Source organism: Variovorax sp. RTB1, assembly GCF_035018765.1.
Classification (GTDB): domain Bacteria; phylum Pseudomonadota; class Gammaproteobacteria; order Burkholderiales; family Burkholderiaceae_C; genus Variovorax.
This window is the reverse complement of sequence record NZ_JASJXG010000010.1, coordinates 82,733-103,371: the sequence shown is the minus strand read 5'-3', so window position 1 is coordinate 103,371 and position 20,639 is coordinate 82,733. Positions and strand designations below refer to the sequence as shown.

21 protein-coding genes are annotated in these 20,639 nt (G+C 64.5%); 11 read left to right on the top strand and 10 right to left on the bottom strand.

Features of this window, described 5'->3' with window-relative positions; genetic code table 11:
- Nucleotides 1–160: 160 nt before the first annotated feature.
- From QN397_RS09415 to QN397_RS09405, 3 genes are read left to right on the top strand one after another with little or no spacing between them, the layout of a single operon-like run.
- Nucleotides 161–1,090, top strand: a complete 930-nt coding sequence (locus QN397_RS09415) for a dihydrodipicolinate synthase family protein (RefSeq protein WP_323500759.1) — start codon at nucleotides 161–163, stop codon at nucleotides 1,088–1,090.
- A 30-nt stretch (nucleotides 1,091–1,120) separates the two neighbouring features.
- A complete protein-coding gene (gene hydA, locus QN397_RS09410; protein ID WP_323500758.1) occupies nucleotides 1,121–2,533 on the top strand; it encodes a dihydropyrimidinase in 1,413 nt (470 codons plus the stop codon).
- A 1-nt stretch (nucleotide 2,534) separates the two neighbouring features.
- On the top strand, nucleotides 2,535–3,338 hold the full coding sequence (locus tag QN397_RS09405; RefSeq protein ID WP_323500757.1) for an HpcH/HpaI aldolase family protein: 804 nt from the start codon (nucleotides 2,535–2,537) through the stop codon (nucleotides 3,336–3,338).
- A 9-nt stretch (nucleotides 3,339–3,347) separates the two neighbouring features.
- On the opposite strand, the gene QN397_RS09400 is transcribed toward QN397_RS09405, so the two are convergent.
- A complete protein-coding gene (locus tag QN397_RS09400; protein ID WP_323500756.1) occupies nucleotides 3,348–4,193 on the bottom strand; it encodes a transporter substrate-binding domain-containing protein in 846 nt (281 codons plus the stop codon).
- Between the two features lie 208 nt (nucleotides 4,194–4,401).
- On the opposite strand from QN397_RS09400, the gene QN397_RS09395 reads away from it, so the two are divergent.
- The gene (locus QN397_RS09395; protein ID WP_323500755.1) at nucleotides 4,402–5,346 is read left to right on the top strand and encodes a LysR substrate-binding domain-containing protein; all 945 of its coding nucleotides are present in this window, start codon (nucleotides 4,402–4,404) and stop codon (nucleotides 5,344–5,346) included.
- A gap of 49 nt (nucleotides 5,347–5,395) precedes the next feature.
- On the opposite strand, the gene QN397_RS09390 is transcribed toward QN397_RS09395, so the two are convergent.
- From QN397_RS09390 to QN397_RS09360, 7 genes are all read right to left on the bottom strand, one after another.
- On the bottom strand, nucleotides 5,396–6,058 hold the full coding sequence (locus QN397_RS09390) for an amino acid ABC transporter permease (protein WP_323500779.1): 663 nt from the start codon (nucleotides 6,056–6,058) through the stop codon (nucleotides 5,396–5,398).
- An 82-nt stretch (nucleotides 6,059–6,140) separates the two neighbouring features.
- The gene (locus tag QN397_RS09385) at nucleotides 6,141–6,983 is read right to left on the bottom strand and encodes a transporter substrate-binding domain-containing protein (protein WP_323500754.1); all 843 of its coding nucleotides are present in this window, start codon (nucleotides 6,981–6,983) and stop codon (nucleotides 6,141–6,143) included.
- 60 nt (nucleotides 6,984–7,043) lie between these two features.
- Nucleotides 7,044–7,505: a MaoC family dehydratase gene (locus tag QN397_RS09380; RefSeq protein ID WP_323500753.1), complete on the bottom strand. Its 462-nt coding sequence runs from the start codon at nucleotides 7,503–7,505 to the stop codon at nucleotides 7,044–7,046.
- Nucleotides 7,502–9,091 carry an acyl CoA:acetate/3-ketoacid CoA transferase gene (locus QN397_RS09375; RefSeq protein WP_323500752.1) on the bottom strand — a complete coding sequence of 530 codons (1,590 nt, stop codon included), beginning with the start codon at nucleotides 9,089–9,091 and terminating at the stop codon, nucleotides 7,502–7,504. Before QN397_RS09375 ends, QN397_RS09380 begins: the two co-directional genes overlap by 4 nt.
- Nucleotides 9,092–9,104: 13 nt before the next feature.
- Nucleotides 9,105–10,247: an acyl-CoA dehydrogenase family protein gene (locus tag QN397_RS09370; RefSeq protein ID WP_323500751.1), complete on the bottom strand. Its 1,143-nt coding sequence runs from the start codon at nucleotides 10,245–10,247 to the stop codon at nucleotides 9,105–9,107.
- Nucleotides 10,244–10,648: a tautomerase family protein gene (locus tag QN397_RS09365; protein ID WP_323500750.1), complete on the bottom strand. Its 405-nt coding sequence runs from the start codon at nucleotides 10,646–10,648 to the stop codon at nucleotides 10,244–10,246. Before QN397_RS09365 ends, QN397_RS09370 begins: the two co-directional genes overlap by 4 nt.
- A gap of 19 nt (nucleotides 10,649–10,667) precedes the next feature.
- Nucleotides 10,668–11,690 (bottom strand): LacI family DNA-binding transcriptional regulator, encoded by a 1,023-nt coding sequence (locus QN397_RS09360; RefSeq protein ID WP_323500749.1) that lies wholly within the window; start codon nucleotides 11,688–11,690, stop codon nucleotides 10,668–10,670.
- 181 nt (nucleotides 11,691–11,871) lie between these two features.
- Here QN397_RS09360 and QN397_RS09355 point away from each other — a divergent pair, with 181 nt between their 5' ends.
- Genes QN397_RS09355 through QN397_RS09345 form a run of 3 tightly spaced genes read left to right on the top strand, consistent with a single transcriptional unit; the run spans nucleotide 11,872 to nucleotide 14,502 of the window.
- Complete coding sequence (locus QN397_RS09355; protein WP_323500748.1) at nucleotides 11,872–12,813, top strand: dihydrodipicolinate synthase family protein; 942 nt, start codon at nucleotides 11,872–11,874, stop codon at nucleotides 12,811–12,813.
- A gap of 13 nt (nucleotides 12,814–12,826) precedes the next feature.
- Nucleotides 12,827–13,732 (top strand): dihydrodipicolinate synthase family protein, encoded by a 906-nt coding sequence (locus QN397_RS09350; protein ID WP_323500747.1) that lies wholly within the window; start codon nucleotides 12,827–12,829, stop codon nucleotides 13,730–13,732.
- Nucleotides 13,729–14,502 (top strand): amino acid ABC transporter ATP-binding protein, encoded by a 774-nt coding sequence (locus tag QN397_RS09345; protein WP_323500746.1) that lies wholly within the window; start codon nucleotides 13,729–13,731, stop codon nucleotides 14,500–14,502. Before QN397_RS09350 ends, QN397_RS09345 begins: the two co-directional genes overlap by 4 nt.
- A gap of 48 nt (nucleotides 14,503–14,550) precedes the next feature.
- Here QN397_RS09345 and QN397_RS09340 read toward each other — a convergent pair whose 3' ends face one another.
- A complete protein-coding gene (locus QN397_RS09340) occupies nucleotides 14,551–15,915 on the bottom strand; it encodes an MATE family efflux transporter (protein WP_416352322.1) in 1,365 nt (454 codons plus the stop codon).
- 99 nt (nucleotides 15,916–16,014) lie between these two features.
- Here QN397_RS09340 and QN397_RS09335 point away from each other — a divergent pair, with 99 nt between their 5' ends.
- From QN397_RS09335 to QN397_RS09320, 4 genes are all read left to right on the top strand, one after another.
- Nucleotides 16,015–16,653: a paraquat-inducible protein A gene (locus QN397_RS09335; protein ID WP_323495965.1), complete on the top strand. Its 639-nt coding sequence runs from the start codon at nucleotides 16,015–16,017 to the stop codon at nucleotides 16,651–16,653.
- A 95-nt stretch (nucleotides 16,654–16,748) separates the two neighbouring features.
- A complete protein-coding gene (locus tag QN397_RS09330) occupies nucleotides 16,749–17,393 on the top strand; it encodes a paraquat-inducible protein A (protein WP_261802674.1) in 645 nt (214 codons plus the stop codon).
- Nucleotides 17,394–19,058 (top strand): intermembrane transport protein PqiB, encoded by a 1,665-nt coding sequence (locus QN397_RS09325; protein WP_323500745.1) that lies wholly within the window; start codon nucleotides 17,394–17,396, stop codon nucleotides 19,056–19,058.
- Nucleotides 19,055–19,705, top strand: coding sequence for a PqiC family protein (locus QN397_RS09320; RefSeq protein ID WP_323500744.1), 651 nt, complete (start codon nucleotides 19,055–19,057; stop codon nucleotides 19,703–19,705). Before QN397_RS09325 ends, QN397_RS09320 begins: the two co-directional genes overlap by 4 nt.
- Nucleotides 19,706–19,729: 24 nt before the next feature.
- Here QN397_RS09320 and QN397_RS09315 read toward each other — a convergent pair whose 3' ends face one another.
- Nucleotides 19,730–20,638: an alpha/beta hydrolase gene (locus tag QN397_RS09315; protein ID WP_323500743.1), complete on the bottom strand. Its 909-nt coding sequence runs from the start codon at nucleotides 20,636–20,638 to the stop codon at nucleotides 19,730–19,732.
- Between the last annotated feature and the right edge of the window lies 1 nt (nucleotide 20,639).

Below are 20,639 nucleotides of genomic sequence, written 5' to 3'. Positions count from 1 at the left end.
GTCGCGTAAGACGCGCGAGCGGCTGCGACCGGCTGCGACCGGCTTAGCGGTCATCATCGAGGACCGCTATTTGGCGCACTTATAGTCGCGCCCCCAAAACGCATTGGCCCGTACCCTGGCACACCGCTAAGGTGGCCGCAGTCCATCACCGCGTGCCGCCATGCCTTCTGAATCCTCCGATCATTTCCGCGGCATCCACGCCGCCACCGTGTGCCCGCTGCTGCCCGATGGCAGCATCGACGAAGACACCCTGGCCGCGCACCTGTCTGCAGTGTCACGCGCCGACGGCATCACCGGCCTCCTGATCAACGGACACGCCGGCGAGAACTTCATGTTCGGCCGCGAAGACAAGCACCGCGTGGTCGAGATTGCCCGCCAAGCGTGTCCGGCACACACGCTGTTGGTCTGCGGCATCAACGCCGAAGACAGCCTCGAAGCGCAGCGCCATGTCGACGATGCCGCGCAGGCCGGTGCCGACGCGGTGCTGGTGTTCCCGCCGTTCTCTTGGGCGCTTTCGCAAGACGCGGATGTGGCCGTGCGGCATCACCGCATCGCCACTGCCAACAGCCGCCTGCCGCTGTTTCTCTACCAGGCCGGCGTGCGCGCTGGCACGCTCGGCTACACGGCCGACGTGCTGGAGCGGCTGGTGCAGTTGCACAACGTCATCGGCATCAAGGAAGGCAGTTGGGAAAGCGCTGCCTACGAGGCCAACCGCCGGATGGTGCAACGCGTCGCGCCGCACGTGATGGTGATGGCGTCGGGCGACGAGCACTTGCTGACCTGCTTCGCGGTCGGCACCGAAGGCAGCCTGGTGAGCCTGGCCTGCATCACGCCGGAGTTGGTCGTCGGCCTGTACCGCGCGATAGAGGCGGGCGACCTCGCTGCCGCGCGTGCCTTCAACGACCGCATCTACCCGCTCGCCAAAGCCATCTACGGCACCGCACCGGGCGGCCATGCCAACGCGCGTCTCAAGGCCTGCCTGAAGCTGCTCGGCCGCATCCCGAGCGATGCGATGCGGCCGCCGATGGGTCCGCTGCCAGCCGATGAAATCGCCATGTTGGCGCAGGCGCTGCAAGCCGCCGGACTCTGAATTTCGCGAAGACTCCCACACAAGAAGCCCATGACCAAAACCCTGATCCGCAACGGCCGCATCGTCACCGCCGTCGACGACTACCGTGCCGACATCCTGCTGGAAGACGGCCAGATCGCCGCCACCGGCAAGCACCTCGACGTCGGGCCTGACACGCAGGTGATCGATGCCGCCGGCCTGCTGGTGCTGCCCGGCGGTGTCGACGTCCACACCCATCTCGACAACACCTTCGGCGACTCGACCACCTGCGACGACTACGAGTCGGGCACGCGCGCCGCAGCCTTCGGCGGCACGACGACGATCATCGACTTCGCCTTCCAGGGCAAGACCGACAGCCCGCTCGATGCCATCGCGCGCGCGCAGGCCAAGGCCGCCATCGGCGCGAGCATCGACTACGGTTTCCACGTGATCCTGACGCACGTCGACGACAAGGTGCTCGGCGACATGAAGCACGCGATTCGCCATGAAGGCGTGAGCAGTTTCAAGATGTTCATGGCCTACCCGGGCACGGTGATGGTCGACGACGCGGCGATCTTTCAGGCGATGCGGCTGGTCGGCGAGCACGGCGGCATGGTCGCGCTGCATGCCGAGAACGGCAACATCATCGAGCTGTTGATCCGCGAGGCGCTGGCGCAAGGCCACACCTCGCCCAGACACCACGCGCTCACGCGGCCGGCCATCATGGAAGGCGAGGCGACGCACCGCGGTATCAAGCTGGCGGAGCTGGCGAACGCGCCGGTGTACTTCGTGCACCTGTCGGCCAAGGAGGCGCTCAAGCACGTGATCGAGGCGCGCGATGCCGGCATTCCGGTGTTCGCGGAAACCTGCCCGCACTATCTTTTCTTCGACGAGTCTGTGTACGACAGTGACGACTTCTCGCTCGCCAAGTACGTGATGACGCCGCCGCTGCGCAACAAGGAGTCGCAAGACGCGCTGTGGACCGCGCTCAAGACCGACGACCTGCAACTCATCTCGACCGATCACTGCCCCTTCTGCATGAAGGAAGGCCACATGGGCCGCGTCAACCAGAAGGAGTTCGGGCGCGACGACTTCTCGAAGATCCCCAATGGCGCGCCCGGCATCGAGACGCGCATGACCGTGATCTACGACGGCGGCGTTCGCACCAAGCGCATCACGCTGAATCGCTTTGTCGAGCTGACGGCCACCGCGCCGGCCAAGCTGTTCGGGCTGTTCCCGCGCAAGGGCACGATCGCGGTGGGCAGCGATGCCGACATCGTGCTGTTCGACCCCGACGCGCAGCAGACCTTGTCGGCGCACACGCATCACAGCAACGTCGACTACAGCCTGTTCGAAGGCCACAAGGTGCACGGCGTGGTGAAGAAAGTGTTCTCGCGCGGCGAACTCATCGTCGACGGCGAGCAGTGGCTCGGTCGACCCGGACGCGGCCAGTTCCAGGTGCGCGGTGAAGTAGGGGGCTACTGAGATGGCACCGATCGTTCCCAAGGTCTCGCAGATGATTCGACCCAACTTCGCGCGCCGTCGTTTGGAGGCCGGCGACACCGTTCTCGGCATGGGTGTGCAGCAGTTCACCGGCGCTGCGGTGGCCGGCCTCGCATTGCGCTGCGGCTTCGACTTTCTGTTCATCGACATCGAGCATTCGCCTGTCGATGCCGCCGCCGCGGCCAACATTTCTGCGGCTGCTTTACCGCTCGGCATCGCGCCGCTGGTGCGTGTGCCCGGCAAGAATTCGCCAGACATCTCGCGGCTGCTCGATGGTGGCGCGCAAGGCATCATCATTCCGCACGTCGACGATGCCGACGAGGCCGCCGCGGCGGTGCGCGCCTGCAAATACCCGCCCTTCGGAATGCGATCGTTCTTCGGCCTGCAGCCGCACTTCGACTACAAGCGCCATCCGGCACCAGACGCTATGGCGGCTGCCAACGCCGAGCTGCTGTGCATCGTGATGCTCGAATCGCCACGCGCTATCGCCAATGCCGACAGCATCGCCGCGGTGCCGGGTGTCGACGTGCTGCTCATCGGCAGCAACGACTTGTCGCTGGAACTGGGCATCCCGGGGCAGCTCCAAGATCCGGCGATCGAGGCCGCCTTCGCAACGGTCATCGCTGCTTGCAAGGCACATGGCAAGCACGCAGGCCTGGCCGGCATCGTCGACCCGACGCTGCTGCGCCGTCACATCGACGCCGGCATGCGCTTCATCCTGACCAGCAACGACATCGACCTGCTGCTGGCCGCAGGCGAGGCGCGGGTGGCCTCGCTGCGATCCTGACGCCGCCGATTACACCGGACCGGTGCCGCGGATCGCGATGACCTTTTCCGGCAGCTTGGTCATGCCGTACTGGTCGAGCACGCGGTCGTAGGTGCCGTCCTTGATCATGTCGTTGAAGGCCTTGACGACGGCATCGGCCACCACCTTCGAGCGAAAGCTCATCATGGTCGGCGAGGCACCCTGGGCCGGCAACAACATCGTGACCTGACCGGCTTTCACGAAAGCACCCCCCGCGTAGTTGGGGAACGCGGCGACGTCGAACTGGCCGGCACGCAAGCCGGCCATGACTTCGCTGGCGGTCGGGAAAGACAGGATCTTGAGCGACTTGCGGCCCTTGGCGACGTTGTCTTTCTCGCGCTCCTTCAACCAGCGCTCCTGGTACGAATCGGCCTCGACGCCGATGCTGAGATCGGTGAGCGCTTCCGACGACGCAATGGTTCGCTTGCTGCCCGGCAGCGCGACGATGTCGATCGCGGCCATCGCATACGGAATGGTCCACATCACCTTGGAGCGTTCTTCGGTGAAGAACATGCCGGTGTTGATCCCGTCGAAACGGGCGGACTTCAGCGCGCCGATCATGGCCGGGAAATCCATCCGGACGGTCTCGGCCTTGAGGCAAAGACGCTTGCCGAGTTCGGCGGCGAGATCGATGTTCATGCCCTTCAATTCGCCTAATGCATCGACGAACTGCAGTGGCGGCAGTGTGGGGTTGGTCGACAGCATGATCTTGCCCTCGGAGACCAGCTCGGTCTTTGGGATGGTGGGGGTGCAGGTCTGTGCGGAAACGACCATGCCGGAGAGCGGACCGGCGAGCACGGCGATGGCGATGACGCTGCGCAGAAGGGCGAATTTCATGATGATTCCTGGATTGACGAAGAGACCTGCGCAACGAGCGTCGCGGCTGGAAAATTAAAAGAATAGCGAGTGCGAAGGAGTGCGTTCAATTCAGTTGAAGGGGCGGACTATAGGCCGCCGATATACGTCGTGATGGTGCGTACGGCGCACCGAAATCGACCGCTATCATGGTGTGACTCGATGCTCTGTCGGGTCTGAATCCATCGCCATGTCCGACCCTCAATTTCGTTCGCTCATCAACCTTCGTCAGCTCGAAGTGCTCCGCGCGGTCATGCGCTACCGGACCACCATCGGCGCCGCTGAAGAGCTCGGCATGTCGCAGCCGGCGGTGAGCAACGCCATCAAGCTGACAGAGAGCAAGCTCGGCATCGCGCTGTTCGACCGGGTGAGTAATCGGCTGGTGCCGACGGCCGATGCGCAATTGCTCATGGCCGACGCCGAGCCGCTGTTCCTCGTGCACGAAGCCGTGCAGCGCAAGGCCTGGGATTTGCGCACCGGGCGCGCCGGCGTGTTGCGCATCCACACAACGTCGGAGCTTTCGCAGTACCTCATTCCGCCGGTGCTGGCGCTCTTCATGGCCGCCCGTCCGGACGTGCAGGTGACGATCGAAGCCATGCGGATGGAGCCGTTGCTCGAAGGTGTCGAAAGCGGCAGCGCCGACCTCGGCATCGCGATGAAGCCTCCGGTGCGCCCGAGCCTGACGCGCGAGGTGCTGATCGAGGCCGAGATGGTGTGCATCTCGCCGAAGGACGACGCATTGGCTGGGCTTCCGGTGCTGACGCCTTTCGATTTGCAGGGCCGGCGAATCGTCGGTCCGCCGCCGGTGAGCCCGCTGGGCGCGATGATCGCGCAGGCCTTCGAGCGCTCCGCCCATCACTACCACCCCGACATCGAGGCGCGCTTCGCCAACATCGTGAGCCCTCTGGTCGCCCGCGGACTGGGCATAGGCTTCGTCGACGAAATGACCGCGCACCATTCGAAGGAGGCAGCCTTCGACGTGCATCGCTTCCGGCCGCGCATTGCCATCCCGGTGTGCGGGGTGTTCGTGCGCGACAAGCCCCGTGCAAGGTTGGCGCAGGCGTTCATCACGCATGCGCTGCAGTACATGCAGAGCCGCATCGCGCGCAGCGAGAACGACGACTCGACGCCCTAGCCACAACGCGCCTCCGTTGCGGCTCCACGTGCCGCGCCCCTGCAGCCGATCAGGCAGCGGCAGGGCTGCGTAGAGCCGGAGTCCTGTCCTGGGTCGGCGCATAACCGCGGCCGTAGTGCCGCTCCAGGCGCCGCTGCACCACGTCCCATAGCGAGGTGAGCACCAGGTAGAAAACGGCCGCTACGCAATAGAGCTCCAGCACCTCGAACTTCGCCTGCATCAGCACCTGAGCGCGGCGCATCAGTTCTTCCATCGAGATCACGGACGCGAGCGAGGTGGCCTTCAGCAACCCGTTCACCGAATTGCCCAGCGGCGGAATGATGATGCGGATCACTTGCGGCAGCGTCACGAGCCGCAGCGTCGCAACCTTGGACAGGCTCAGGGCCTTGGCCGCCTCGATCTGCCCCTTGGCAACGGCCGAAAATCCAGCCCGGATGGTCTCCGACAAATAGGCCGCTTCGTTGAGACTCAGCGCGAGCACGGCGGAGGTCAGTACGTCGAAGCGCAAGCCCAGTTGCGGCAGGCCGGTGTAGATGATCACGATCTGCACCAGCAGCGGCGTGCCGCGGAAGATCCAGATGTAGAACTTGGCCGGACCGCGCAGGAACGCGCGATCGGACATGCTCGCCAGCGCCAGTGGCAGCGCCAGGGCCAGACCGATGATGATCGTGGTGATCGTGAGCCCGATCGTGATCGCCACGCCGCCCAACAGGTACGGGTTGATCAGGTAGGACAGGAAAGCATCGACGTTGAACTCGGACCGGTCTTTCTGTTTGCCTCGCGCTGCGAGCCGATTACTTCGGCGCCGGGCCGGGCCCGCGGATCGCGAAGTTCGTCGTGTCCTTCAAGCGCGTCATCCTGAACTTGTCGAACAGCTTGTCGTAGGTGCCCTCGGCCTTCAGTTCGTTCAGCGCGGCAGCGGCTCCAAGGGCCGTTGTCTTGTCGCGGTAGGTGACGGTGATGTCGGTGCCGTTGATGCCGCTGAGCCATACCTTGGCAATGCCGCGCTCGGCAAAGGTGGTTGCGGTTTCGTCGATGTTGATGCCGGCCTCTAGCTGGCCGGCGCGCAGCGCCGCCGTGGTTTCGGAGGCGGTCGCGAAGGTGCGGAAGTCGATCGTCTTCAGGCCGCGAGCGACCATGTCGGCATTGAATTCCCGGGACTTGCGCTCCTGGTAGGTGCCGGTTTCGATACCGACCACATGACCTGCCAGATCGTCGAACTTGGTGATTTTGAACGGGCTCGTCGGCACCGTGTAGACGCTCATCGCCTGCTGGCCGTAGGGAATCATGAACATCAGCTTGGAACGCTCTTCGGTCCAGAACATGCCCGTGTTGATCATGTCGAAGCGGCCGGCCTGAAGGGCGGGAATCATCGGCGGCATGTCCATCCGCATGAAGACGGGCTCGAGGCACAGCTTGGCAGCGATGGCCTTTCCGAGCTCGACGTTGAGGCCCTGCAACTCGCCTTTTTCGTCGACGAACTGTTGCGGTGGCAGGGTCGGGTTGATGGACATCTGCAACTTGCCGGCAGACACCAGATGCTCGGCGCTGATCTTGGGGGTACAGGGCTGCGCCATCGCCGAAGCGCAGAACACGGCGCCGATGAAGAGCGCAAGAACGGGATTCGGTATGTGCATGGTGTGCTTTCGTAAGACGAAGATTGAAGAGAAGAAAAAGGAACCTGGAGACACTCAGAGTCAGACCGACGGGCTGCATGCCAGCAGTGCGCTGTGCAGTGCCTCGATGACGCATTCGTCGCGCTGGTTCAGCAAGCGCAGCGACTCGGTCACGATGCCGCGGCCGGAACGCGAAGACGCACGCTTCTCGGTAAATACGAAGCTCACGCGGACCACGTCGCCTGCAACGACAGGTTGCAAGAAGCGCACCCGATCCCAGCCCAGCGAGGCGATGGAGCTGTTCTTGTAGAGCCCGAGTTCGGTTTTGAGGCCTTCCATCAGCGCCAAGCCATACAGGCCATGAGCGATCACGCCGCCGAAACCGCGCGAGGCGGCATAGGCGGCGTCGGTGTGCAGCGGATGATGGTCGCGCGTCAGGTCGCAGAAGCTGGCGACGTCGGCTGCCGAAACCGCGTGCGTTCCGCTTGTGAAACGGTCCCCGACGATCACATCGTCGAAGTAGATGTCGCGCGTTTCGCTCATCCCTCGGGCACCTCGATGTGGCGCGGCGCCTGCGCTACGAATGCGTCGCGCATGCCCATCGGACCGACGCGGAAAATACGCGCGTCCATGGTCTTGAGCGATTCGCTGATGCGCACCGCAAAGCCGATCTGGTCGAGCACGTCTTCCTGCAGCCGCACGCCCGGAGCGATCTCGGTCAGCACGAGGCCAGCCGGCTCCATTTCGAACACGGCGCGGTCGGTGATGAAGGTCACGTGCTGTCCGCGCTCGCGAGCCAGGCGACCCGAGAAGCTGATCTGGTCGACCTCTGGGACGAACTTTTTGAACTTGCCGTCGCGGCGGATGGAGAGCGCGTTGTCGACCACGCCGATATCGAAGTCGCCACCGGTCAGCGAGCCGTTGAACACCAGCCGCTTCGTGTTCTGCGTGATGTTGATGAAGCCGCCGGCGCCGTCATAGCGCTTGCCGAAGCGGGTGACGTTGACGTTGCCGTGCCTGTCGACCTGTGCAAACGACAGGAAGGCGCAACTCAGGCCGCCGCCGTCGTAGAAGTCGAACTGATACGACTGGTCGAGGATGACCCGCGGGTTGACCGAAGTGCCGAACTCGCGTGCATGGCCCGGCACGCCACCGACCGCACCCGACTCGACGGTGAGCGTGATCATCTCGTCGATGCCTTCCTCGGCCGCGACATTGGGGATCATGGCCGAGAGGCCGACGCCGAGGTTCACCACGTCGCGCGGGCGCAGCTCGAAGGCCGCTCTGCGCGCCACCACGCGGCGCGCGTCAAGCGGGTCGGGCGCGATGCTCGAACTTGGAACGATGGTCTCGCCGCAGCGCGCCGGATCGAACTGGGTCGCGTAGGTTTGCATCTGATCGGGCTGCACCACGAAGTGGTCGATCAGGAAGCCGGGGATCTTCACCATGTGCGGATGCAGCGTGCCGCGCTTGACGACACGCTTGACCTGGCAGATCACGGTGCCGCCGGCGTTGTGCACGGCCTGCGCCATCGACAGGTCTTCTCGCGCGGTGGCTTCATGTTCCATGCTGACGTAGCCGTCTTCATCCGCCGAGGTGCCGCGGATCAGCGCGACCGAAGGTACGCCGGGTGCGCGGTAGAAAAGATAGTCCTTGCCGCCGATGGCGACGAGTTCGACCAGCTTTTCAGTCGTGCGCGCGTTCATGCGGCCGCCTTCCTGGCGCGGGTCCATGTAGGTTTCCAGGCCAACGTGCGTGAGCACGCCGGGCTGGCGGCCGGCCATCGCTCGGCACAGGTGCGTCATCACGCCCTGCGGGAAGTTGTAGGCCTCCAGTTCCTGGTCGAGCACCAGCTTCATGAAGGGCAACTGCATGCCGAAGTTGCCGCCGATCACGCGCCGGACGAGTCCCTTGTGCGCGAAACGGCACATGCCTTTTTCTGTCAGCGCACCGACGCCGGTGATGTGGAAGAGGGTGATGCCGTGCGGCCCGTCGCCGGACAGGAAGCGGCGTTCGATGGCTTCGAACACTGCCTCGGGTACGCCCGAACCGCCGTTGCCGCCAGCCAGCACCATGTCGCCGTCTTTCAACAGCGCAGCGGCTTCGTCGGGGGTGATGCAATGGATCATGGTCGCGGCCCCTTCAGGCCAGTTCTTTCTCGACCTGCTTGGCGATGATCAGACGCTGGATCTGGTTGGTGCCTTCGTAGATCTGCGCCAGTCGCACGTCACGGAAGATGCGCTCGATCCGGTACTCGCGCGAGTAGCCGTTGCCGCCATGCACCTGCAAGGCGTTCGACACATGCTTCATGGCCATGTCGGTGGTGAAGAGCTTGGCGTGCGCCGCTTCCTTTGCGTAGGGCAGGCCGGCGTCGAACACACGCGACGCGTAGTGGATGAGCAGTCGCGCGGCGGCGATGTCGGTCGACATGTCGGCCACCATGAACTGAATGGCCTGGAAGTTCATGATCGGCTCGCCGAACTGCTTGCGCGTGGTGGCGTAGGCCACCGCGTCTTCCATCGCGGCCTGCGCCATGCCCAGCGCCATCGACGACATCAGGAGGCGACTGAAGTTGAAGTTGCCCATGGCCGTCTTGAAGGCCTGGTTCTCGGCGCCGATGAGCGCGGTCTTGGGCACATGCACGTCCTGCAGCACGATCTGGCAATCCTCCAGGCCGTGCATGCCCAGCAGTTCCTCGTTCTTGCCGCGGCTCACGCCCGGTGACGACGCATCGACCAGAAAGCAGCTGATCGAACGGTGGCCGGCTTCCTTGCCGGTGCGCGCGAAGACCATGATGCGGTCGGCCACGCCACCGAGGGTGACCCAGGCCTTGGTGCCGTTGAGAACATAGCCGTCGTCGGTCACCCGGGCGGTGGTCTGGATGCTCGCGGCATCGGAGCCGAAGTCGGGTTCGGTCATGGCGGTGGCGAACACGATCGATCCATCGAGGATGCCGGGGATCAGCGCCTTCTGGCTCTCGTTGCCGTGATGGTGAAGAAACAGCGCTGCTTCTACGGGGATGGCGAAAGCATTGCCGATGGCGGCCGAGCAGCGCGCGATTTCCTCCATCACGAGGCAAAGGCTGACCGTGTCCAACCCCGAGCCGCCCGACGATTCCGGCAGGCTGATGCCGAACAGGCCCAGGCCAGCCATGCCGCGATAGAGCGTGCGGTCGAAGGTGTCTTCGCGGTCGATCGCGGCGGCGCGCGGCAGAACCTCGGCCTCGGCGAAACGGCGCGCGGTATCGCGCACCGACATCTGGTCTTCGTTATAAAAATGATTCATGGCGCAGCAGATGTTTTGGCGCTTTCGGAAACCTCGTCGCTCGCAAGGTGGCCTTCGTGCGCCACCTCGTCGCGCTCGCGGTCCATGAAATAGATGGCGACGTTGTGGGCCGCCGTGTCGAAGCACGCGGCGATGGCCGGCGTCATGGATTCGGCAACGGCGCGGCGCTGGTCGGCGCTGCGGCGATACGCATGCACCTTCACGAAGACGCGGCTGTCGCTCGCGGGCAGGCCGAACTGACCGGCGTGCGCGTAGTCGCCGTGGGCGATCGGTACGAAATAGATCGTCACCGTCGAGGGCGCGACATCGAAACCGCGGACGATGCCCTCGGTGACGGCCTCGACCACTTTGCGCTTTCCGGTGTCGGCGGCGCGTGGCGCCAGAACTTCTACATAGGGCATGGGTTGCTTCAGGGATGCTTCAGGTCGTGCTCGAGGTGTTGGGCAGTGCGCTGCACGAAGCACGTTCGACGAGCCGCGAGCCGATGCGGTATTCGCGGCCACTGTTGGCCACGCCGCCGAGGCGGGACATAAGACGGTCGACCGCGAGGTTGGCCATGTCGGCGGCACCGCTGTCGACCACGCTGATGGCGGGGCGATGCCACTGAAACCAGGGCGAGTCTTCGTAGAACAGCAAAGACAGATCCAGTGAAATGGCGAGGCCGCGCTCCGAGATCACGCGCAGCACGCCGACTGACGACTCGTGGTTCGCCACGAACAGGGCCGTTGGCGGCGCTGGAAGCGACAGCATCGCGTTCGCGCCCGCCACGCCGGTCTCGGGGACGTAGCGACCGCGGTGGATGAGGGTCGGATCGATGGGCAGGCCCGCTTCCTGCATGGCCCGGGTATAGCCCGCGAGCCGTTCCTTGCCCGAAGTCGTATCACCAGGCCCCACGATCAAACCGATGCGCCGATGTCCCAGACCCAGCAGGTGTTGTGTGCCGGCGTACGCGCCATCCATGTCGGCGGCCAGGATGGATTCGAGCGACGCACCGGCCACACGCCGCACGGCGCAGATGACCGGAATGTCGGCGTGTTCCATGGCCAGCAGGGCCGCGCCATTGGCGCCGGTCGGCACGGCAATGACGCCGTCGACGTTGTGGTCCACGAGCGTCTTGAAGATCTCGCGTTCCTGCTCGGCATCGTCGTTGCTGATGCTCAGGATGACCTGGTATCCGAGAGTCTGCATGCGGGACTGCACGACCGAGGCCAGCACGCGAAAGGAAGCGTTTTCAAGGTTGTGGACTGTCAGCCCGATGAGGCGCGACTTGCGCGTCCGGAGCGCACGGGCTGCCGTATTGGTGCGATAGCCGAGCGCTGCGGCGACGGCGACCACGTGCCGTTGCGTCGCCTGGTTGGTCAGGTTCGAGCCGGCGAGGGCGCGCGACGCAGTAGCGATGGAAACGCCTGCGGCACGCGCCACATCGCGCAGGGTGACGCTCATGGCTGAAACAAATAAACAGCTAAAAATGAAAACGATTGCATTCTCTTACTGTAAGTCTTGCAGCGCGTACAAGTCAAATTCGGCTCTAGCTATTCCCCTTAAAGTTAGGCAAGTTATTGCAATCGATTCCAGTCATGTTGCATACTGCCGGCACCTTACCTACAGGGTTTCATAGGGCTTCATGACATTCCCGGTTTCCGGCGTGGGCGGCATCTGGCCCGCCACGCTTACCCCCTTTGCGCCCGGCGGCGCCATCGACGACGTCGCGCTTGCGGCCCATGTGCATGAAGTGGCGTCCACCGCCGGCGTGCGCGCCGTGGTGGTCAATGGCCACGCTGGCGAAGCTTCGTCGCTCAACCGGCTGGAGCGCGCGCATGTGCTGGACGTGGCCGTGCGGGCCGCCGGCCGGATACCTGTGGTCGCGGGCGTCGTGGCGGAAGACACGCGCGATGCCTGCGCGCTGGCGGTCGACGCGGCGGAGGCGGGCGCCTCGGCACTGCTGCTCTTTCCACCGATGCTGTTTGGAGGCGGTTCGGCCCTGCGTCCCGAGATGGCGCTGCGCTTCGTCAAGGACGTAGCCGGGGCCACGCGATTGCCCATCGTGCTGTTTCAGTTGTCGCGTTCTTCGGGCCTCGCTTTTTCCACCGGCCTGCTGGTGCGTTTGTGCAGCGAAGTGCCCGATATCGTCGCCATCAAGGACGGTACCGACGTGCCCGAACTGTATGAAGACAACCTGCGCGCCATCCGCCGCCTCGACCGTCCGGTCACGATGCTGACGACCAACAACAGCTGGCTTTTCGCCTCGCTCACCTATGGTGCCGACGGCATCCTGTCGGGCATCGGCAGCGTTGCCGCGCCGTTGCTGGTCGAACTGCACGAGGCCGTCGCGGCCGGCCGGCTCGACGCCGCCCGAGCCGTGAACGATCGGCTGGTGCCGCTGTGCCGCGCCTTCTATCGCGCACCGTACCTCGACAGCCACAACCGCATGAAGACCGCGCTGCACATGCTCGGACGGCTGCCGCATCCCGATCCGCGCCTGCCACTGCTGCCGCTCGCCGACGATGACAAGACTCGCATCCGCGCCGCGCTGGTCGCGTCCGGACTGCTCGACAACAAATGTTGAGGACGACCGAAAAATGAACCACTTTCGCGGTACTTACACCATCATGGTGACGCCCTTCGATGCGGCGGGCGAGGTCGACGTTTCAGCGCTGGAGCGCTATGTCGACTGGCAGATCGAATCGGGCATCCACGGGTTGATCCCGTTGGGCTCGACCGGCGAGTTCCTGTCGATGACCGACGACGAGATCGAACTCGTCGCCAGGACCGTGATCGACCGCGCAGCCGGTCGCGTGCCGGTGATCATCGGTACCACTGCCGAAGACACCCGCGTGGCTGCGCGCAAGAGCCGCATGGCCGAGTCGCTCGGCGCGGACGGCGTGATGGTGCTGCCGCCGTTCTATTCCACGCCGACCGACGACGAGATTTACCAGCACTACAAAAGCATTTCGGACGCCATCGGCATCCCCATCATGGTCTACAACAATCCGGCCGTGACCAATGTCGACCTGAAGCCGCCACTGGTCGCGCGGCTCTCGCAGATCGACAACTGCCGCTACATCAAGGAGTCGACGCTCGAGGTCACCCGCGTGCGCGACATCATGCGGCTGTCGGACGGCCGCATGGCCGTGTTCGGCGGGATCATGGGCTTCGAGTCGTACGTCGAAGGCGCGGTGGGCTGGGCGGCCGTGCCGTCGAACGGAGCACCGGCCGAGATGGCCCGGCTCTACGATCTGGTGATGGCCGGCAAGCTCGCCGAGGCACGCGCACTGTCCTTCAAGTATTTTCCGATGATCGATTTCGTCGCCGGCCAGCAATACGTGGCCGGCACCAAGGCGCTGCTCACGGCCATGGGCCTGCCGGTCGGTGGACCCCGCCCACCGCGGCTGCCGATGGGCCCCGAAGGCATTGCCGCCGCCCGCCGAATCGTCGACGAACTTGGCCTGCACATAGAGCCTTCAACTTCCGGAGTCCGCGCATGAACACGCTTGCAGAAATCCAGCCGCAAAACGCTGCCAACGACTTGGTCATCCGCATGGTCAACGTGCAGAAGTGGTTCGGCGAATTCCAGGTGCTGCGCGATATCAATCTCGAAGTGCGACGCGGCGAGCGCATCGTGATCTGCGGCCCGTCGGGTTCCGGCAAGTCGACGCTGTTGCGCTGCATCAACCGGCTCGAGGAACATCAGCAGGGCAACATCGTCGTCAACCGCGTCGAACTCACCAACGACATGCGACGCATCGACGCGGTGCGTCGCGAGGTCGGCATGGTGTTCCAGCACTTCAACCTGTTCCCGCACCTGACCATCCTCGAGAACTGCACGCTCGCGCCTATCCGGAGCAAGAAGTACGCGCCCAGGGAAGCGAAGGAAGTCGCGATGGCGTACCTCACCAAAGTGAAGATCCCCGACCAGGCGAACAAGTACCCATCACAGCTTTCTGGCGGCCAGCAGCAGCGCGTGGCGATCGCCCGTGCCCTGTGCATGAGCCCAAAAGTCATGCTGTTCGACGAGCCGACCTCTGCGCTCGACCCGGAGATGGTCAAGGAGGTGCTCGACACGATGGTCTCGCTGGCGGAGGACGGCATGACGATGCTGTCGGTCACCCACGAGATGGGCTTCGCGCGCCAGGTCGCCAACCGCGTGATCTTCATGGACCAGGGCACCATCCTCGAGGAGGGCGCGCCGGCAGACTTCTTCGGCAATCCGCAGCATGAGCGCACGCGGCTTTTTCTGAGCCAGTTGCTGCACTGACCAACAGGCTGCGAAGGCGGAAGATACGGACGCAGGCTGACGTCCGTATCAAACCAACCGCTTGATCGCCTTCGTCCGCCACACCGCCCGGTAGTAAGTCGTTTGCAGAATCAACATCGCCACGAACGCAGCCGGGTAAGCCACCCACACCCCGTTCAGCCCGATGCGATGGCTCACGACCCACGCCACTGGCACCTCGACACCGACGATGCACACGATGGAGATCAGCGTCGGCACAAGCACCGAGCCGCTGGCCCGCATGATCCCGGACAGCGCCGACGCCATGCCGAAGATGACAAGGCTCCAAAGCATGATGTGCAGCAGTGATTGAGCGATGTCGATCACCGGCGCGCTGGTGATGAACAAGGCCATCAGGTGACGCGAGAACAGATAGCCCAGCAGCACCAGGCCACCGGTCAGGCACAGGTTCATGACCAGCGCCGTCCGCGCGATGGCGCCGAGCCTGTCGGCACGACCCGCACCAATGGCCTGGGCTCCCAGGATCGATGCGGTGATCGCGATCGAGATGGCCGGGAACTGCACGTACGCCACCACCTGATTGACCGCACCATACGCCGCCGTTGCGCTCGACCCGTAGCTGTTGACCATCGACAGCAGCGCGATCTCGGCCAGCGCGATCACGATGGTCTGGACACCTGTCGGCACGCCGATCTTGAGCACGGCCTTGAGCAGTTTCGGGTTGATTCGAAGGTGCCGCATGAAGTCCGCGTCGGGCGCCAGCGGGCTCTTGCGGTGGCGCAGCCGCCAGCCTAGCCACAGCGTCGCGACGACGAAAGCCACCGCGGTGGCCCAGGCGCCACTCGCCACACCGAGTTGCGGCAAGCCGCCCCAGCCGCGAATCAGCGCGGGCGTGACGAGGAGGCCGGTCAACGTCGAAATGAACAGCGTCATCAACGGCGTGACGGTGTCACCGACGCCACGCAGCATTGCCGTCGACAGGAGGAACACGAAGAGCCCCGGCATCGCAATCAACATGATGCGGGCGTAGCGCGTCGAGTCCGCAAGCACGTCGGCCGGCGTGCCGAGCACGGCCAGCATCGGCGTCGTGAAAACGCCGCCGAACAGCGCGACCAACAGGCCCATCAGCACGCCGACTGTGAGCGTCGTGCCAGCCACGGCCTTGACCTTGTCGACGTCGCCCGCGCCCCATGCCTGGCCGATGAGCACCGACGCGCCGGCGCCCAGCCCGATGACGAAGGCGATGAAAAAGAACATCACCGGAAAGAAGCTCGACACCGCCGCCAGCGCGCCGACGCCGAGCATCTGGCCGACGTAGATGTTGTTGAGCGTGCCCGACAGCGACTGCAGGATGTTGCTGAGCAACATCGGCGCGAGGAAGAAAAGAAAGGTCTTCCACAACGGACGTGCCGAGCGCCCGGCGGGACCGGTCAGGTCGGATGTCGCGACGCGTGGCGCCTTCTGGTCTGAAAACATGCGGAGGATTCTGCCCGCTCGCATGACCCGTTCGCAGGCTTTGGGCAGAATCGCCGCATGACTGAACTTCCCGGAGTGACGGTGTGCGATGGCTGCGACGCGGTCTATCGGCACGCGACCCTGCGACCCCGTGAGGTGGCGCGCTGCCAGCGCTGCGGCACCGAACTCGCACGCAATGCCGGCGAGCAAAAGCGCCGCATCCTTCCGCTCACGGTGGCGAGCCTGATCCTGTTCGCGATCGCCAACCTGTTTCCCATCGTCGAGATCGAATTGCAGGGTCGCCGCAGCCAGACCACGTTGTTCGGTGCGGTGGTCGCGCTGACCGGGGAGGGCATGTCGCCGGTGGCGCTGCTGGTGCTGGCGACAACCTTGCTGTTCCCCCTCATGCAGCTGCTGATTCTTTTCTATCTGCTGGTGCCGCTCACGCGCGGCGCACGGCCACCGGGCTTCGCGCTGCTGGTGCGCGTGCTCCAGTCGCTCCGCCCGTGGGGAATGATCGAAGTTTTTCTGCTGGGCGTGCTGGTCGCCATCGTCAAGCTGTCGGGCATGGCGACGGTGGTGGCAGGCCCGGCACTGTGGGCTTTTGTCGGGCTCACGGTGCTGCTGACCTCGGTGGTGTCGTTCGATCCGCGGGCGTTCTGGGAGATGGCGTTCACGAATCCGTCGACCGAGCTTCCATCGGAGCCAGCATCTTGAAAGTGCCAAATTCGCTCAGCGCTTTCGGCACACGGGTGGCCGGGCTGGCCGGCAACGCATCGACGCACACTTGCGTCGACGAAGGCAGCGGCACGCTGGCCACCGCGGCCGAGCTCGGGCTGCGCGAATGCCATCACTGCGCCACCGTGTGGCAGCAGGCTCACGACGGCGAGCCGTGCGGTCGCTGCGGTACGCGCTTGCGCACACGCAAGCCCGACAGCATCCGCCGCACCTGGGCCTTGTTGATCGCCGCGGCCGTGATGTACGTTCCGGCAAACCTGCTTCCGGTGATGATCACGACCAGCCTGTTCGGCACGCAGCAAGACACCATCCTGAGCGGCATCATCTTTTTCTGGGTGTCGGGCTCCTACGGGCTAGCAGCGCTGATCTTTACGGCCAGCTTTCTGGTGCCGCTGTTCAAATTGGCGGCATTGTTTGTGTTGACGGTGATGGCGCAACGGCAAAGCGACTGGCGCCAGCTCGAGCGGGCCAAGCTCTATCACGTACTCGAAATCATCGGCCGATGGTCCATGCTGGACGTCTTCGTGGTGTCGCTGCTGGCAGGGCTCGTGCGCATTCAGGGCTTTGCCGAAGTCACGGCGGGCGTCGGGATCGGCGCCTTCGCCGCGGTGGTGGTGCTCACCATGCTGGCGTCCATCAGCTTCGATCCGCGGCTGATATGGGACAGCGACAGAAAATCAGATGAATCGAAAACCGGATCGAATAAGCGAGTGCAATGAATGAGTGAAGAGCGAAACGCGGAGCCCGTGCCGGCGCCCGCGCCGAAGCAGTCAGGTATTCCCGACGTACCCGCGCCGCGCGTGGTGCGTCGCCGCGATTGGATACCGTCGCTGATCTGGTTGATTCCGATCGTCGCGGCGCTGGTCGGCATCACGCTGGTGGCCCGCATCCTTTGGGAACGCGGACCGGAAGTGGTGCTGACTTTCAAGACCGCGGACGGCCTCGAAGCCGGCAAGACCGCCGTTAAATACAAGGACGTGCAGATCGGCATGGTCGAGCGCATCCGGCTGGCGCGCGATCGCTCGCACGTTCGCGTGCTGGTGCAGCTCAACAAGGATGCCGATGGCTTCACGGCCGAGGACACTCGCTACTGGGTGGTGAGGCCGCGGCTAGATACGTCCGGCATTTCCGGCCTGGGCACCTTGTTGTCGGGCGCCTATATCGGCGCCGACGCCGGAGTGTCTAAAGAAAGCAGCGGCGAGTTCGCCGGACTCGAGGCGCCCCCGATCATCACGCGCGATACCAACGGCACGCAGTACCAGCTGCGCTCGCGCGACATCGGCTCGCTCGACATCGGGTCGCCGGTCTATTTCCGGCGCGTCAAGGTCGGGCAGATCGCGTCGTTCGACCTCGATGGCGATGGCCGCGGCGTCACGCTGCGGGTCTTCATCAACACGCCTTACGACAAGTTCATCGGCGTCAACACACGCTTCTGGCACGCCAGCGGCATCGATGCTCAGCTGAGTGCCGGCGGTTTCACGCTGCGAACCCAGTCACTCACGACCATCCTGCTGGGCGGCATCGCTTTTCAGGCACCGGATGATGCGCAGGGGCCTGTCGCCAAGGGCGAAACGACCTTCGCGCTGGCCGAAGACGAGCAGACTGCCATGAAGGAACCCGACGGCCCGTCGCAGAACCTGCTGATGTACTTCAACCAGTCGGTGCGTGGTTTGTCGCCGGGCGCGCCGGTCGACTTTCGCGGCATCACGATCGGCGAGGTCAAGTCGTTGGGCGTGCAATTCGATCGCAGCGAGCGTGCGTTCCTGATGCCGGTACTGGTCACGGTGTACCCCGACCGGCTACGGCGTGTCGATGGCGCACGAGACATGCCCGACCAGCAGGCCGAGCGCAGAGAGCGTGTCTCCGCGCTGATCGCGCGCGGCCTGCGCGCCCAACTGCGCACCGGCAACCTGCTCACAGGGCAGGTCTATGTAGCTCTCGACTTTTTTCCGAAGGAGAAGCCGGTCAAGGTCGACATGACCAGGAACCCGATCGAGGTGCCGACGGTTGCCAACAGCCTGGACGAGATCCAGACCCAGGTGCAGGAGATCGCGACCAAGCTCAACAAGATTCCGTACCAGGAAATCTCGGGTGATCTGCGCAAGACCCTGGCCACGCTCGACACCACGTTGAAGAGTGCCGAGACCACGGTGACCCGCATCAACAACGACGTGACGCCCGAGATCACCGCGGCCATGAAGGACGCGCGCAAGACGCTGAACACCGCCGAGCGCACGCTCGCAGACGACTCGCCGCTGCAGCAGGACGTGCGGCAAACGCTGCGTGAACTGACGCGTGCCGCAGGTTCGATCCGCGTATTGACGGACTACCTCGAACGCCACCCCGAGTCGCTGTTGCGCGGCAAACCGGACGACAAGAAATGAAGTTGCTTTTGAGTTCAGCGGTGTTCGCCACGCTGGCCGCCCTGGTCGTGGCCGGCTGTGCAGGCCAGCCGACGATGTACTACACACTGGCCAACCCGGCGAGCACTGCGGCCACTGCGAAAGCTGCGGATGCGAACAACGCGTTCCCGGTCAGTAATGGCGCTGCGCCGCTCTACATCGAACTCGCACCACTCTCGATGCCGGAGAGTCTCGCGCGGCCGCAGATGGTCGTGCGGCAGAACGGTGACCGCAGCGCGCAGGTCAATGTGCTCGAGCAGCATCGTTGGGCGTCGTCTTTCGAGGACGAGCTGCGCGATGCGCTGTCGAGTGGCGTGGCCAGTCGCCTCGGTGCTTTCGATGCAAGCAAGGGTGGGCGCCAGACGTCGCAGCCGGTTTACCGCATCGCGATTCAGGTTCGCCGCTTCGACGCCATCGAAGGAACGCGTGTCGACGGCAGCTTTAGCTGGACCGTGAAGCGCTCCGATGAAACCGTGCCCACCGCTTGCAGCTTCGACACGAGCGAGCCGGTCGGTGCAGGCATCGACGCCGTGGCGCAGGGGGCGCAGCGCGTGACGGCGACGGCCGCCTCTGCGATTGCGCGAAGCGTGACCGCGGCCGAGGTCAAGCCGGGCGGCGCCTGCGGCTGACCGTCGGCGACCGTGACGCAAAGCTCAATCGGCGCGAATGCGGCCCTCGACCAGGCGATGCAATGCGTCGCACAAAAAGCTTTCCGGCTTTTCGAACCCCTCGATCGCGGTGAAATGATCGGCGTTGGTAAGCGGCAGCAGTTCGGCGTAGTTGTTCTTGTCCAGCCACGCGCGATGCATTTGAGTGGATTGCTTTTCGAACGAGGGCTGCTCTAGCGTGCCCCAACTGAGGACTAGGGGCGTGCGGGACGGGCGCACCTGATGCCGTGGCGAGTTGCGGGCCACGAGCCCTTCGTCAAGCTGAATCGCTGGCTGTAAATAGCTATAGCGCAATGGAGCGATGTCGAACAAACCGCTCACGAGAACGGCGCCGGCAAACGGGTCTGCCGGCAGTCCATAGCGCTCCTGCCACGGCGTACAAAGCAGCATCGCACCCAAGTGCCCACCGGCTGAATGGCCACCGATCACAATCCGCTGGGGATCTCCACCATGCTGATCGATATAGCGGATGACCCATATTGCCGCGGCCCGCACCTGCCGCACGATCTCGTCCAGCGTGACGGCAGGGCAGAGCGCGTAGTCGACAAGCACGGTCGTGTAGCCCAAGGCGTGCGGACCGAGCGCCATGTGGCTGAAGTCGCGTGCCGCGTTGGCGCGCCAATAGCCGCCGTGGATATAGAGGAAGACCGGAGCGCCCGGTCGGCGCGCCGGCACGATGTCCAAAGTCTCCGCGAGCGTGGGGCCGTAGGGCACGCCAGCGATATACGGATGGCTGCGACGCGCTGCTTCGCTCTGTTCTGCATAGTGTCGCAATGAAGCGTCGAGATTGACGGCACGCAGGCGCGGGTTGTAGGCCTCGTTGATGGCATCCAGGCTGGGAAAGCCATGGGGCAACGACAGCAGTTCCCCAGATTGCGCAAGCAGGGCGGTCATG

What these genes read in the sequence shown, in the direction of transcription:
- QN397_RS09415 (WP_323500759.1), top strand. Translation starts at nt 161, where the DNA reads ATGCCTTCTGAATCCTCCGATCATTTCCGCGGCATCCACGCCGCCACC.
- hydA (WP_323500758.1), top strand. Translation starts at nt 1,121, where the DNA reads ATGACCAAAACCCTGATCCGCAACGGCCGCATCGTCACCGCCGTCGAC.
- QN397_RS09405 (WP_323500757.1), top strand. Translation starts at nt 2,535, where the DNA reads ATGGCACCGATCGTTCCCAAGGTCTCGCAGATGATTCGACCCAACTTC.
- QN397_RS09400 (WP_323500756.1), bottom strand. Translation starts at nt 4,193, where the DNA reads ATGAAATTCGCCCTTCTGCGCAGCGTCATCGCCATCGCCGTGCTCGCC.
- QN397_RS09395 (WP_323500755.1), top strand. Translation starts at nt 4,402, where the DNA reads ATGTCCGACCCTCAATTTCGTTCGCTCATCAACCTTCGTCAGCTCGAA.
- QN397_RS09385 (WP_323500754.1), bottom strand. Translation starts at nt 6,983, where the DNA reads ATGCACATACCGAATCCCGTTCTTGCGCTCTTCATCGGCGCCGTGTTC.
- QN397_RS09380 (WP_323500753.1), bottom strand. Translation starts at nt 7,505, where the DNA reads ATGAGCGAAACGCGCGACATCTACTTCGACGATGTGATCGTCGGGGAC.
- QN397_RS09375 (WP_323500752.1), bottom strand. Translation starts at nt 9,091, where the DNA reads ATGATCCATTGCATCACCCCCGACGAAGCCGCTGCGCTGTTGAAAGAC.
- QN397_RS09370 (WP_323500751.1), bottom strand. Translation starts at nt 10,247, where the DNA reads ATGAATCATTTTTATAACGAAGACCAGATGTCGGTGCGCGATACCGCG.
- QN397_RS09365 (WP_323500750.1), bottom strand. Translation starts at nt 10,648, where the DNA reads ATGCCCTATGTAGAAGTTCTGGCGCCACGCGCCGCCGACACCGGAAAG.
- QN397_RS09360 (WP_323500749.1), bottom strand. Translation starts at nt 11,690, where the DNA reads ATGAGCGTCACCCTGCGCGATGTGGCGCGTGCCGCAGGCGTTTCCATC.
- QN397_RS09355 (WP_323500748.1), top strand. Translation starts at nt 11,872, where the DNA reads ATGACATTCCCGGTTTCCGGCGTGGGCGGCATCTGGCCCGCCACGCTT.
- QN397_RS09350 (WP_323500747.1), top strand. Translation starts at nt 12,827, where the DNA reads ATGAACCACTTTCGCGGTACTTACACCATCATGGTGACGCCCTTCGAT.
- QN397_RS09345 (WP_323500746.1), top strand. Translation starts at nt 13,729, where the DNA reads ATGAACACGCTTGCAGAAATCCAGCCGCAAAACGCTGCCAACGACTTG.
- QN397_RS09335 (WP_323495965.1), top strand. Translation starts at nt 16,015, where the DNA reads ATGACTGAACTTCCCGGAGTGACGGTGTGCGATGGCTGCGACGCGGTC.
- QN397_RS09325 (WP_323500745.1), top strand. Translation starts at nt 17,394, where the DNA reads ATGAGTGAAGAGCGAAACGCGGAGCCCGTGCCGGCGCCCGCGCCGAAG.
- QN397_RS09320 (WP_323500744.1), top strand. Translation starts at nt 19,055, where the DNA reads ATGAAGTTGCTTTTGAGTTCAGCGGTGTTCGCCACGCTGGCCGCCCTG.
- QN397_RS09315 (WP_323500743.1), bottom strand. Translation starts at nt 20,638, where the DNA reads ATGACCGCCCTGCTTGCGCAATCTGGGGAACTGCTGTCGTTGCCCCAT.